Source organism: Proteus sp. GOKU (genome assembly GCF_015475555.1).
Lineage (GTDB): Bacteria > Pseudomonadota > Gammaproteobacteria > Enterobacterales > Enterobacteriaceae > Proteus > Proteus mirabilis_B.
Genome location: NZ_CP034105.1, coordinates 2925977 through 2938936 on the forward strand (window position 1 = coordinate 2925977; position 12960 = coordinate 2938936).

Here is a 12960-nt window from a genome sequence, read left to right on the forward strand (position 1 = left end):
ACCTCTTACGCCAGACGTGGGTTTACTTTTTCAGGGTTGATGTTGTATTTTTTGATTGCTTCTTCAACAACCTTCACATCAATCTCACCACGTTTAGCTAATTCACCTAATGCAGCAACAATCACATAAGAAGTATCAACTTCGAAGTGGTGACGCAGGTTTTCACGGCTATCAGAACGACCGAAACCATCTGTACCTAATACGCGGTAATCATCTGCTGGTACATAAGTACGAACTTGTTCAGCGAACAGTTTCATGTAGTCAGTAGAGGCAACAGCTGGCGCATCATTCATAATTTGAGCGATGTAAGGTACACGCGGTGCTTCAGATGGGTGTAGCATGTTCCAACGTTCACAATCTTGACCATCACGAGCCAGTTCAGTGAATGAAGTTACGCTATAAACATCAGAACCAATACCGTATTCAGCAGACAGGATTTGTGCTGCTTCACGAACGTGACGCAGAATAGAACCTGAACCCAGTAACTGAACTTTACCTTTCTCGCCTTCCAGTGATTCCAGTTTGTAGATACCTTTACGGATACCTTCTTCAACACCGGCTGGCATTGCTGGCATATGGTAGTTTTCGTTCAGTGTAGTGATGTAGTAATAAACGTTTTCTTGTTTATCACCATACATACGCTCTAAACCGTCTTGCATGATTACAGCAACTTCATAAGCGAATGCTGGATCATAAGAGATACAGTTAGGAATAGTCAGCGATTGAATATGGCTATGACCATCTTCGTGCTGTAAACCTTCACCGTTAAGTGTTGTACGACCTGAAGTACCACCGACTAAGAAACCACGAGCTTGTTGGTCGCCCGCAGCCCAGCATAAGTCGCCAATACGTTGGAAACCAAACATTGAGTAGTAGATATAGAATGGGATCATTGGCAGATTGTTAGTGCTGTAAGATGTTGCAGCCGCTAACCAAGATGCGCCAGCACCCAGTTCGTTGATACCTTCTTGCAGAATTTGACCTTTAACGTCTTCTTTATAGTAAGCAACTTGCTCACGGTCTTGAGGCGTATATTGTTGGCCATTCGGGCTATAGATACCGATTTGACGGAACAGACCTTCCATACCGAAAGTACGTGCTTCGTCCGCAATAATTGGAACTAAACGATCTTTGATAGATTTGTTTTTCAACATTACGTTCAGAGCACGAACGAATGCGATAGTTGTTGAAATCTCTTTAGATTGTTCTTCCAGTAATTGGCTGAAATCTTCCAGTGCTGGGATATCCAGTTTTTCTTCAAAACGTGGACGACGAGCTGGTAGGTAACCACCTAAATCCTGACGACGTGCGTGCAGATATTTGTATTCTTCTGAGTCTTTATCAAAAGTAATATAAGGCAGGTCTTTGATTTGCTCATCAGCAACAGGAATACTGAAACGATCACGGAAATGGTGAACGCCATCCATGTTCATTTTCTTAACTTGGTGAGCAATGTTTTTACCTTCTGCCGTTTCACCCATACCATAACCTTTGATGGTTTGAGCTAAAATAACAGTTGGTTGGTTTTGAGTGTCTTTTGCTTTTTGGAATGCAGCAAAGACTTTCTTCGGATCGTGACCACCACGGTTTAATGCCCAGATTTCATCATCAGTCATATCTTTAACTAATGCAGCTGTTTCTGGGTAACGATTGAAGAAGTGCTCACGAACATAAGCGCCGTCACGAGATTTAAATGTCTGGTAGTCACCATCCAGAGTTTCATTCATTAATTGAATGAGTTTACCTGAAGTGTCTTTACGCAGAAGCTCATCCCAACGATCGCCCCACATTACTTTGATAACGTTCCAGCCAGCACCCGCGAAGATACCTTCTAATTCGTTAACAATTTTGCCGTTACCTGTAACTGGGCCATCAAGACGCTGTAAGTTACAGTTAATCACGAAGCACAGGTTGTCTAATTTTTCGCGAACTGCGATGGTGATAGCACCTTTAGATTCTGGCTCGTCCATCTCGCCATCGCCTAAGAACGCATAAACAGTTTGTTTAGTCGTATCTTTTAAGCCACGGTGATTCAAATATTTCAGGAATTTAGCTTGGTAAATTGCAGATAGAGGTCCCAGCCCCATAGAAACTGTTGGGAACTGCCAGAATTCAGGCATTAATTTAGGGTGCGGATAAGAAGATAAACCTTTACCACCAATCTCTTGACGGAAGTTGTTTAATTGATCTTCTGTTAAACGACCTTCTAAGAATGCACGAGCGTAGATACCTGGGGAGATATGACCTTGGAAGTAAACCAAGTCACCGCCATCAGTTTCATTTTGCGCGCGGAAGAAGTGGTTAAAGCACACTTCATATAAAGTTGCAGAAGATTGGAATGACGCCATGTGTCCGCCGAGTTCCAAATCTTTTTTGGATGCACGCAGAACCATCATTACTGCGTTCCAGCGAATAGCAGAACGAATACGACGCTCTAATTCCAGATTGCCAGGGTAAGCGGGTTCATCTTCAGCAGGAATGGTATTGATATAATCACTGTGTACAGAACCGCCTAAAGCGATATTAAGACCACCATTACGGGCTTGTTTTAATACCTGATCAATCAGGAACTGTGCACGCTCAACACCTTCTTCACGGATGACCGAGTCGATCGCTTGTAACCAGTCGCGAGTTTCGATCGGATCCACGTCATTTTTCAGCATATCTGACATGGTGTATTCCTTATCTGTTATCTGTTTTTAATGGTTATGGGAGCCTATCTTCCCGTTATACCCATCTGATATGACGGGAAGATAGGCCCTGCTGTTATTACCGCTTCCCCTGAAAATCACAGGGCGATAGGTAGTACAGATTCAGCGGTCAGGATCTGTGCTACTAAAATAAATCAGGATGTTGTTGTAGCCGGCGCAGAGAGCGCTCACGGCGAGTATGTTCACGACTCATATCCAACAAAACATCTTCAATAAAGGCCAAATGGCGATGTGATGCTTCACGCGCAGCTTCTGGCTCTCTATTAATAATAGCCTGATAAATCTGACTACGATGCTCACTTACTGCTGTTAACATCTCTTTACGAGTGTAAAGAAACTCAAAATTCTGGCGGATATTTTGCTCAAGCATTGGCACCATGCATCTTAATAGATGCAATAAAACGACATTATGAGCAGCTTCCGTGACAATTAATTGATATTGCAATACAGCTTCAGACTCAGCGGCTAAATCACCCTTTTCATGGGCTTTCAAAATGCAATCATGGCTAGCTTTGATACGATCAAGATCTTCATCAGTGCCACGTAATGCAGCGTAATATGCAGCAATACCTTCAAGTGCATGACGAGTTTCTAAAAGATCAAATTGAGATTCGGGGTGCCCGCTAAGCAGTTGAGCTAAAGGATCACTAAAACTTTGCCAGAGATTGTGCTGAACAAAAGTGCCACCGCCTTGGCGACGGAGTAAAAAGCCTTTAGCTTCTAATTTTTGGATAGCTTCACGCAATGAAGGGCGAGATACATCAAATTGCTTCGCCAGCTCACGCTCAGGTAAGAGTTTTTCTCCTGGGCGCAGAGTACCTTCTAAAATCAGATGCTCAAGCTGTTGCTCAATAACATCAGAAAGCTTAGGTTGGCGGATTTTTGTATAAGCCATATTGCTGGAAGCCATTATTGGATAACTATTACCTTAGTGATTGAGTTGTCAATTGGTAATACCAATTTAATATAACGGATAATAAAGTAACAAAGTATTCACTAACTGTCCATACAGTTGTTGAGCGAAATCATAAAAACCTGCAAATTTTAACAAATTATTTTAAAAATTCATCAAAAGTGATAACTAGATCGCATTATCTAGAAACGTTAAAAATAAATTTTTTAACGTTTTTTAAACACATAAACAGTCAAACTGAAGCGTGACAGCAATATTATTTTGAATTTAAATTCATATTTAATATCTTTAAATTCATTTAAGGTGGTTATTTTGTTAACAAACTGCGGTAATAAGCCCAATCAAAGTGAGGCCCCGGATCGGTCTTTCTATTTGGTGCAACATCACTATGCCCGGTAATGTTCTCTTTAATGGAGGGATAAAGAGCAATAAGCGATTGAGTTATCTTCACTAATTGTTGATATTGTTGCTGGGTAAAATCGCACTCATCAGTACCTTCAAGCTCAATACCGATTGAGAAATCATTGCATTTTTCTCTGCCTTTATATAAAGAAACGCCAGCATGCCACGCTCTTTCAGTAAAAGGCACATATTGCACAATTTCTCCATCACGGCGAATAAGACAATGAGCAGATACTCTTAAGTTAACAATCTCACTAAAAAAAGGATGATCTCGCTCTGATAATGTATTGGTAAAAAGCTGGTCAATATAAGGCCCACCAAATTGCCCTGGAGGCAAACTGATATTATGAACAATTAATAAAGAAGGAAGCTCACCTTCAGGCCTCTTATCATGATTAGGTGAAGGAACCTGTCTAGCATCGATTAGCCAACCTTGTTTAATTTCCACATCAACCCTCTTTTATTTTGTTTTAGCCATTATCAATAACTTTATTAACTCATACTCATCAATAAATGCGAACTTTCCCTCAATAATAAAGGTTAAATATGTATATCTCCTTTTTCTTTTCGATATTTTACTCAAACTTTATTTTATCTATTCGCCAATAAAGTCCTTTTTTTTCATAATTCTAGTGTCTATTACTCAAGGAGGACGCTAGATGAATGTACTTAATTATCACTCTAATGAAAATGGTTTTACCCTAATGGAGCTTATGATTGTGATTGCTATCATCTCAATTTTAAGCTCAGTTGCTATTCCCGCCTATCAAGGTTATATCCAAAAAGCCGCATTAACTGATGTCTTACAAACACTGTCACCTTATCGTTCTGGGGTAGAATTATGTCGTTATGAAAACGAACCTCAACACTGTAATTCTGACTCCTCTTTTATACCGCAACAATTTCGTAGTCGATATTTATCCGATATAAATGTGTTACACAGTGTGATTAATGCAACGGGGAAAGCACAACTTGATGGTCTGACAATCACAATGTCGTTAGAGAACGGAATTAACGACCTTGTTCCAGTATGGAAAACACAATGTTCTACAACAAATCTTGCGTTACAAAAACAGTGCAGTGAGATTTTAAAATCATATTAGTGCTTTTAAATATAAAGGAGCACTCATCTTGAGTGTTCCTATTACGCACTTTAAACATTGAAGACAACATTAAATACAACATAGATAAATCAAAAAGTAATAAAGAGATGAAGAATGGATATCGCACACTCTGCAACAGAATTTATTGAGTATCTATTACGTGAAAGTATTTTAAAACGTGTTTCTGATTTACATATAGAGCCACAACAAATCAGTGTAAGAATTCGAGCCAGAATAGATAACCATTTATATCAATTTTCCTCACCTCCAGATGAATTCTCTGAAGAAATAGTGACTCGCTTAAAGGTACTCGCTAACTTAAATATTGCAGAGAAGCGATTACCTCAAGATGGGCAGTTTAATTGGTCTTATCATGAAAAAAACTATTCAATACGAATTGCGACACTTCCCACGCTATATGGTGAAAAAGTGGTTTTACGGCTTATCAATAATTTACAACAACCAGAATTAAATCATTTGGGCTTTCAGCCCTCACATTTAACGTTATTAAAGAAATATTTAAATTTGCCACAAGGAATGATTTTAGTTACAGGGCCTACGGGAAGTGGAAAAACGCTCACATTATATAGTTGTTTACGTTATTTAAATAAAGAAAACCTAAATGTAAATAGTGTTGAAGATCCCGTTGAATTACCTTTAAAGGGTATTAATCAAATTCAAATTTCCGAAAAATCAGGTATCTCATTCACAACAATATTACGGGCATTACTACGCCAAGATCCTGACATTATTATGGTAGGTGAAATACGTGATCAATCTACCGCTGAAATGGCAATAAAAGCAGCACAAACAGGGCACCTTGTATTATCAACCTTACACACTAATTCGGCTTCATCTACATTAATGCGTCTATATAACTTAGGAATTGAAAAAGATCTTATTCATTCCTGTGTTAGCTTAATTATTTCACAACGACTAGTTCGTTGTTTATGTCCACACTGCAAAATATGCCTACCCAATAAACAGCATATAAATATAAATAAAGAAATGGTCGAATTACCAAACTGGCAAGCGGTTGGTTGCCAGCAATGCTGTTCAGGCTATAACGGAAGAACGGCTATCTATGACTGCTTTGAGCCTTCAAAGCAAACACCTTCATCCCCTTATCATTTACTCTATTCTGGCTTTTCATTAATTAAACAAGGAATAACAACACTCGAGGAGGTTTATCAAACACTAGGAGATATTGAATGAGATTACAGCTAATTTATCGTTATGATGCATTAACTTATCAAGGAGAATGGTGTACTGGAAAAATACTTGCATCCTCGAATAACGAGGCTTTTATTAAACTAACACAACAACAAAAGCTCCCCATAAAAATACGCTTATTCAAAATTGTTTTATTTCAAGATACTGATAAGCAATATCGAATTCAATTATTCGAACAATTAGCTCTATTACTTCATTCAGGTTTAGCGCTTCTTCCTGCATTAACACTATTAAAAGACGAATGTCGTTACTCACATTGGCAATGCGTATTAGAAGATATCATTTTCAACTTAATGCAAGGAGGTTCTCTTTCTAAACAATTAACTCGCTACCCACTTTATTTTCCAATCTCATTGAGTCGTTTTATTTTTATTGGTGAAGAAAGTGGAAAGTTAGATGAAGTTATTACGCTTCAAATAATACAATTAAAGAAACATCGAGAGATTGTTAAAAAAATCAAAAAAGCCTTTAAATATCCAACCTTTTTACTCACTGTATTAACTTTTATTACCAGTATTATGTTGCTCTATGTTTTGCCTGAATACCAATCTTTATACAGTGCCTTTAATACAGAACTTCCTATTTTAACACTCAGCCTAATTACTTTTTCGCAATGGCTTACTGATTATATCAGTATGATAGTGTTTATCTTTATAGGACTAATCGTTGCTTATCGCGTAATTCGACACTCTTTTTCACTATTGTATTTTGTTGAACAATCCATTTTTCTTCATATTCCTTATTTAGGTAAGCTTTTAAAGTATCAGCAATTACACCTTATTTTTCAGATAATAAGTATTACACAACAAGCCGGATTACCTTTATTACAAGGTTTAAAAATAGGAGTAGAACAACTTACACACCCTATTTATAAGCAAGTGCTTTCTCAAATGAGCGATCACATTATGCAAGGTAAATCATTGAGCTTATTTATGAAAAATGAACCTCTTTTTACGCCTATCTGTTATCAGTTTATCATTTGTGCAGAAAACTCGGGGCAGTTGCTCTACTTTTGCCAGCAATTAAGTGATTGGTTTTATCATCAACTCGATGAGCAATTAAATACCATTAGTGCTTGGTTAGAGCCAATACTGATGACGGTCATTGCATTGATTATTGGCACATTAATCATTGCTATGTATCTTCCTATATTACAGTTAGGTGATACTATACAGTGAATCACAAATTTTATGAGTAACATGCTGTTACTATGTATTGCACTAACTTATTGATTGATGGTAATTCTATTACACATTATGAGGTAGGATGTCAGGGTAGCAGAAAATCATCTATCATAATAACCGAATAAAACCCAAATATTGCGGTTATTATCTTGTGATAAAAACAAAATTAGGCTTTAGAATACCTAGACTAATAGTAAATTTTAATTCATTAAAAACAGATAAACACAAATGGCTTATACGGTTGCTCTTACAGGCGGAATAGGCAGTGGTAAAACTACCGTTGCTAATGCTTTTGCCTCATTAGGTGTACCGCTTGTCGATGCTGATGTTATTGCTCGATTAGTGGTAGAGCCTCAATCTTTAGGATTAAATGCATTGCATCAGCATTTTGGCGACTGCATTTTGCTACCCGATGGCTCATTAAACCGAGCACAATTGCGCCAGATTATTTTTGAAAATAATGAAGAAAAAACTTGGGTTAACAATCTTCTTCACCCATTGATACAGCAAGAGACTCAAAGACAAATACAACAAATCAAAGCGCCCTACTTTATTTGGGTTGTTCCATTATTAATTGAAAATAAATTAACGCATCTCGCCTCTCGTGTTCTTGTTGTCGATGTTACACAAGAAGAGCAAATAGAAAGAACCATGAAACGAGATGGTGTCAGTCGAGAGCAAGTTCTCAATATTTTAAAGGCTCAAGCTCAAAGACAGGAACGATTAGCCGTCGCTGATGATATTATTGAAAATCACGATAATAGCCAAAATATGATTGGAAAAGTTAAGCAACTCCATCAGCATTACTTAGAATTAGCTCAACAAGCGTTACAGGACAATTGCCATGAGTGATGACATCACAACAATCATCTTCGAACATCCCCTCAATGAAAAAATGCGTTCATGGCTTAGAATTGAAAACTCATTGATTCAAATTAACAGTTTTCGTGCAATTGATTCATTACCCACAGCACTCTCGTTTTTCCGTGCGATATCAGAATTTATTGAAGTCCTTGATCGTGGTGAAATCCGTGCTGAATTACTTAAAGAATTAGAAAAAAGACAAAAAAAATTACAGCAATGGCTTTCATTTCCTAATGTTGATAAAGCGATTGTCACTCAGATTATTGATGAACTAGCTGAAAATGCAGCCGTACTAAGTAAAGCACCTCGCATTGGTCAACATTTAAAACAAGATAAAGTCATTAGTTTAGTCAAACAGCGTCTAAGTATTCCCGGTGGATGCTGTAACTTTGATGTGCCAGCCTTACATTTATGGTTAAGCTTACCCCAAGCAACTCGTGATGAAAGATTACAAAGCTGGCTGACGGGTTTATTACCATTACAAAATGCATTAAATAGTTTGCTCATGCTTATTCGCCAATCAGATACGTTTAAGCCTGCGCTTAGTCACCGTGGTTTTTACCAAGACAGCGCTGAAGAAGGTGAATTGCTACGTCTTAAAATAGCCATTGATCACCAAATTTATCCTCAAGTTTCAGGGCATAAAAATCGCTATGCGATCCGCTTTTTACCACTTGATAGCGAAAATGGAACCGTCCCTCTAGAGCTACCTTTTGAGATCGCTTGTTGCTAACATTATGTTTATTGATATGAGCATAAATAGCACCAATGAAATCTAGGAGAGATAATGAGCGAAGAATTAATTGTAAAATGTCCAACCTGTCAAACAGAAGTTGTTTGGAATGAAAGTAGCCCTTATCGCCCTTTTTGTAGTAAGCGTTGCCAACTTATTGATTTAGGCGAATGGGCAGATGAATCAAAACGCATTCCAAGCCAAAGCGATATTAATGACAGCGATGATTGGAGTGAAGCGCCACAACAAGAGCCTAAAGACTTTTAATGTGCCAATCCTGAACATAAAAAATAGCCACTCGACTGAGTGGCTATTTTATTTATAGATGCTTATTTGGCACTATTCTACTTTTACTTACTTTTGCAATAACGCCACAATAGTACGGTTAGCTGGCGGAAAATCATCGGCATTTAACGATCTAATCGATGTCCACTTAAATTCTTGTCCCTCTTTGCCATAGGGCTCATTATCCCACTGCGTGACTAAGAAAAAGGATAAGGTAATGTGTCTATCTGGAAAATCATGCTTTACCGTTTCAAAAAGTGAGCATTGCGTTACATCAATACCGATTTCTTCTTGTAACTCACGAACTAACGCCTGCTCTGGAGTCTCTTTATCTTCTAATTTTCCCCCCGGAAATTCCCAGAATCCCCCCATATGCGATTTTAGAGGGCGTTGGGTGATAAAGACATTATTGTGTTGATCACAAATAATACCCGCAGCAATATGTAGCTTCTTTTTATCCATCATAGACAACCTATTGAATAGTCACATTATTATAACAACTTAGCGTTATTATAACGTATATCCAACGGCGCTACTCTGGTTTTCTTCCCCTAACTATCTCAATTAATTAACGATAAATAGGTAAGAAACCGAACTGCGCTAATGTTTGGCAAATAATCCCTACTGCACCAAAAGCAATAACAGCATAAATTAATCCTTTGCCTCCCCACACTTTAAAGCCTGAATTTGGGAATTTCTCACGGGCTTTCAGCGCCATAACCGCAGGACAAATAATTGCCCATACACACGCTGCGGTTCCTGCATAAGCAATCGCAATTAAGAAACCATTAGGGAAAAGTAAACATAATAGTAACGGCGGCGTAAAACATAAAACGCCAGATTTTAAGCGCCCTGTTTTGTTATCTTCAAATTTTAGTGATGCTAAAATATAGTCGAACAGACCAATCGCTACCCCTAAAAATGAACAGAATACGGCACTAATAGAAAACCATAATAAAAATCCTTCAATATATTTACTATTTAAAACAGTATATAAAGAATCAATAAAGGCATCTAAGTTACCGCCCTTTTGGATAATTGTAATAAATTGCTCACGAGGTAAATTCCCCATCGTGCCAATCATCCAAAGTAAATAAATCACTAATGCTAAAACACAACCAATCACACAACTTTTTACAACTTTTCTTTCATTTTCATGATAGAGCTTATAAAGACTACAAACATTACCATGATAACCAAAAGAGGTGATAGCATAAGGAATAATGATAAAAATAAAAGGATAAAGATATAATTGGCTTTTACCTTCAAAGGTTGCAGTAAATAATAAATCACCTCTCGCTTTAAAGAATAACCCTGAGAATGCTAATACGAATAGAACAATCTTAATAAATAAAAATATTGAGGTTAAACGGCTGGCACAAGCGCCGCCCCACCATATTGTAGCTCCAAGCACTATGGTAAATACAAAGAATATCACTCTAAGATTTAAATTAAGCCCATATAATGATGAAGCTTCATAAATGATCGAACCCGCAGCAGAGATATAAGCATAAATTAATATATATAGTACAAATATCAAAGACGCATTCGCGAGATAACACGCCCATTTAGGTAATAACTCTTTCGATATATGAAAGTAGTTTGTTCCTGCACCATATTTCGATATACATTCAAGAATATAAATTCCAGAATGAAACATAAAGAAACAGACAATAAATAATATAAAGAGTGAGTTAATAAACCAAGCACCAGACATTATTGTTGGTAGGCTAAACATTCCCGCACCGATCATGGCGCCGCCCAACACAAATCCCCCTACAATAATTGAGGGTTCTTTATTTACCGACTTATTTTCCATTTTTTAGTCCTTACTGAAATAAGGATAGGGCTCTCGCATTGCACGAGAGCCATTATTATTGTGGAGTATTATTTATTTGATAGGTTTTAATCTAGCAGTAAAGTGTCTTAATACAGGTGGTTCATATTCGAACTCAAGACCTTTAAGCGTTTTAAACTTCTCTTTTAAGCCGATAAGTGCGTCAGCAATATAATCCATATGGTCGTTAGTGTAGACACGACGTGCAATGGTTAAGCGCATAAATTCCATATCTGCGTGTTTTTGCTCACCCGTAGCAGGATCACGACCAAGTAGGAACGAACCGATTTCAACAGCGCGAACACCAGACTCTAAGTAAAGTGCGTTAATTACAGCTTGAGCTGGGAATTGATCACCTGGGATATGCGGTACCAGTTTTTTACAGTCAACGAAAACAGCGTGTCCACCAGTAGGATATTGAATCGGAATGCCCGCTTCACGTAAACGGTCACCCAGATATTGAACCTGACCAATACGATAGTGCAGATATTCTTCCTCAGTACCTTCTTCTAAACCTTGAACCATTGCAGCCATATCACGACCTGCTAAACCACCATAGGTAACAAAGCCTTCCATTGGTACACAGCGCTGTCTTGCTAATGTGAATACTTCTTCATTATCACGAATTGAGACTAAGCCACCGATATTTAACAGTGGATCTTTCTTCGCTGACATTGTTAATGCGTCAGCATATTTATACATATCTAAAATAACTTCTTTGATGGTCGCATTTTTATATTTAGGGTCACGCTGTTTAATGAAATACGCATTTTCACAATAACGTGCTGAGTCCATAACAACAAAAATACCGTGCTGTTTTGCAATTTCGTAAACTTCTCTTAAATTATCCATTGAAACAGGCTGACCACCAGCACTATTACAGGTCACTGTTGAAACAATGGCAACAACGTTATCAGCACCGTGTTTAGCAATATTTTCTTTTAATTTAGCAATATCAAAATTGCCTTTCCAATCATCATAGGTTTCTGAATCAAACGCTTTTTCAGTAACAATATTAATTGCTTTACAGCCATTTAATTCAACGTGTGCTGCTGTTGTATCGAAATGGAAGTTAGAAATAAATACAGGATTTTTCGCTTTTCCATCTTTTTGTTTATATTTTAATAATACTGGGAAAAGAATATTTTCAGCACCACGTCCTTGGTGAGCAGGAATAATATAATCGTAGTTAAATAATTCTTTGGCTTTGTCTTTTAAATCATAATAGTTTCTTGAACCTGCATAAGCTTCATCACCTGTTATCATTGCTGCCCACTGGTGATCACTCATTGCGTTAGTACCAGAGTCTGTTAATAAATCAATATAAACAGCATGACTTGGTAATAGGAATGGGTTATATCCTGCTTCTTTTAATGCGGCTTCACGTTCTTCTCTTGAAGGAACACGGATTTTTTCTACCATTTTAATACGGAATGGTTCTACGATTCTTTTAGCCATGATAATACCTTTAATATAAATTAAATAATAAAATTAGAATAAATAAAATAATCTTCCCATTTAAATTAAACGGAAAAAGAGTATTAAATTATTTTGAATGGATATAAAAAAGGATTATTTTTCAGGAAAGTAGAAGGCGAGTTCAGAATCAATATTAAACCATTTCTTCAATCTGAAGAAACCTCTTAATATTATTAAAACATTAAATGATGAGAACATACTTTAACCCTTATAGTC

The 12960-nt window shown here is 37.3% G+C and carries 13 protein-coding genes; 6 read left to right on the top strand and 7 right to left on the bottom strand.

All coding sequences use genetic code 11. The features are described from left to right. Positions 1-5: 5 nt before the first annotated feature. The 3 genes from aceE to ampD all read right to left on the bottom strand — a co-directional run bounded on the left by aceE (position 6) and on the right by ampD (position 4474). Positions 6-2672, bottom strand: a complete 2667-nt coding sequence (aceE, locus tag EHE21_RS13630) for a pyruvate dehydrogenase (acetyl-transferring), homodimeric type (RefSeq protein ID WP_194950938.1) — start codon at positions 2670-2672, stop codon at positions 6-8. 163 nt (positions 2673-2835) lie between these two features. Next, positions 2836-3606 carry a pyruvate dehydrogenase complex transcriptional repressor PdhR gene (gene pdhR, locus EHE21_RS13635; protein ID WP_075670940.1) on the bottom strand — a complete coding sequence of 257 codons (771 nt, stop codon included), beginning with the start codon at positions 3604-3606 and terminating at the stop codon, positions 2836-2838. A 325-nt stretch (positions 3607-3931) separates the two neighbouring features. Then, positions 3932-4474: a 1,6-anhydro-N-acetylmuramyl-L-alanine amidase AmpD gene (gene ampD / locus EHE21_RS13640; RefSeq protein ID WP_194950939.1), complete on the bottom strand. Its 543-nt coding sequence runs from the start codon at positions 4472-4474 to the stop codon at positions 3932-3934. Positions 4475-4685: 211 nt separating this feature from the next. Here ampD and ppdD point away from each other — a divergent pair, with 211 nt between their 5' ends. From ppdD to yacG, 6 genes are all read left to right on the top strand, one after another. Next, entirely contained in the window at positions 4686-5129 is a 444-nt protein-coding gene (gene ppdD, locus EHE21_RS13645; protein ID WP_194950940.1) for a prepilin peptidase-dependent pilin, read from the top strand. Positions 5130-5243: 114 nt separating this feature from the next. Next, positions 5244-6344, top strand: a complete 1101-nt coding sequence (locus EHE21_RS13650) for an ATPase, T2SS/T4P/T4SS family (protein ID WP_194950941.1) — start codon at positions 5244-5246, stop codon at positions 6342-6344. Further along, positions 6341-7540, top strand: a complete 1200-nt coding sequence (locus EHE21_RS13655) for a type II secretion system F family protein (RefSeq protein ID WP_194950942.1) — start codon at positions 6341-6343, stop codon at positions 7538-7540. The genes EHE21_RS13650 and EHE21_RS13655 overlap by 4 nt, the downstream gene beginning before the upstream one ends. 234 nt (positions 7541-7774) lie before the next feature. Beyond that, a complete protein-coding gene (gene coaE, locus EHE21_RS13660; RefSeq protein ID WP_088494939.1) occupies positions 7775-8398 on the top strand; it encodes a dephospho-CoA kinase in 624 nt (207 codons plus the stop codon). Further along, positions 8391-9143 (top strand): cell division protein ZapD, encoded by a 753-nt coding sequence (zapD, locus tag EHE21_RS13665; protein WP_102949476.1) that lies wholly within the window; start codon positions 8391-8393, stop codon positions 9141-9143. Before coaE ends, zapD begins: the two co-directional genes overlap by 8 nt. Before the next feature lie 54 nt (positions 9144-9197). Beyond that, positions 9198-9410, top strand: a complete 213-nt coding sequence (gene yacG / locus EHE21_RS13670; protein WP_088494938.1) for a DNA gyrase inhibitor YacG — start codon at positions 9198-9200, stop codon at positions 9408-9410. A gap of 87 nt (positions 9411-9497) precedes the next feature. Here yacG and mutT read toward each other — a convergent pair whose 3' ends face one another. From mutT to tnaC, 4 genes are all read right to left on the bottom strand, one after another. Next, the gene (mutT, locus tag EHE21_RS13675; RefSeq protein WP_194952670.1) at positions 9498-9890 is read right to left on the bottom strand and encodes an 8-oxo-dGTP diphosphatase MutT; all 393 of its coding nucleotides are present in this window, start codon (positions 9888-9890) and stop codon (positions 9498-9500) included. Between the two features lie 106 nt (positions 9891-9996). After that, complete coding sequence (locus EHE21_RS13680; protein ID WP_088494936.1) at positions 9997-11247, bottom strand: aromatic amino acid transporter; 1251 nt, start codon at positions 11245-11247, stop codon at positions 9997-9999. Positions 11248-11319: 72 nt separating this feature from the next. Continuing rightward, entirely contained in the window at positions 11320-12723 is a 1404-nt protein-coding gene (locus EHE21_RS13685; RefSeq protein WP_075670808.1) for a tryptophanase, read from the bottom strand. Positions 12724-12837: 114 nt separating this feature from the next. After that, positions 12838-12942: a tryptophanase leader peptide gene (tnaC, locus tag EHE21_RS19050; RefSeq protein ID WP_088494935.1), complete on the bottom strand. Its 105-nt coding sequence runs from the start codon at positions 12940-12942 to the stop codon at positions 12838-12840. Positions 12943-12960: the final 18 nt, after the last annotated feature.

Coding starts and splice junctions, on each gene's coding strand:
- EHE21_RS13685 (WP_075670808.1), bottom strand. CDS start 12,723: ATGGCTAAAAGAATCGTAGAACCATTCCGTATTAAAATGGTAGAAAAA.
- EHE21_RS13655 (WP_194950942.1), top strand. CDS start 6,341: ATGAGATTACAGCTAATTTATCGTTATGATGCATTAACTTATCAAGGA.
- pdhR (WP_075670940.1), bottom strand. CDS start 3,606: ATGGCTTATACAAAAATCCGCCAACCTAAGCTTTCTGATGTTATTGAG.
- EHE21_RS13680 (WP_088494936.1), bottom strand. CDS start 11,247: ATGGAAAATAAGTCGGTAAATAAAGAACCCTCAATTATTGTAGGGGGA.
- EHE21_RS13650 (WP_194950941.1), top strand. CDS start 5,244: ATGGATATCGCACACTCTGCAACAGAATTTATTGAGTATCTATTACGT.
- ppdD (WP_194950940.1), top strand. CDS start 4,686: ATGAATGTACTTAATTATCACTCTAATGAAAATGGTTTTACCCTAATG.
- yacG (WP_088494938.1), top strand. CDS start 9,198: ATGAGCGAAGAATTAATTGTAAAATGTCCAACCTGTCAAACAGAAGTT.
- zapD (WP_102949476.1), top strand. CDS start 8,391: ATGAGTGATGACATCACAACAATCATCTTCGAACATCCCCTCAATGAA.
- aceE (WP_194950938.1), bottom strand. CDS start 2,672: ATGTCAGATATGCTGAAAAATGACGTGGATCCGATCGAAACTCGCGAC.
- mutT (WP_194952670.1), bottom strand. CDS start 9,890: ATGGATAAAAAGAAGCTACATATTGCTGCGGGTATTATTTGTGATCAA.
- coaE (WP_088494939.1), top strand. CDS start 7,775: ATGGCTTATACGGTTGCTCTTACAGGCGGAATAGGCAGTGGTAAAACT.
- tnaC (WP_088494935.1), bottom strand. CDS start 12,942: ATGTTCTCATCATTTAATGTTTTAATAATATTAAGAGGTTTCTTCAGA.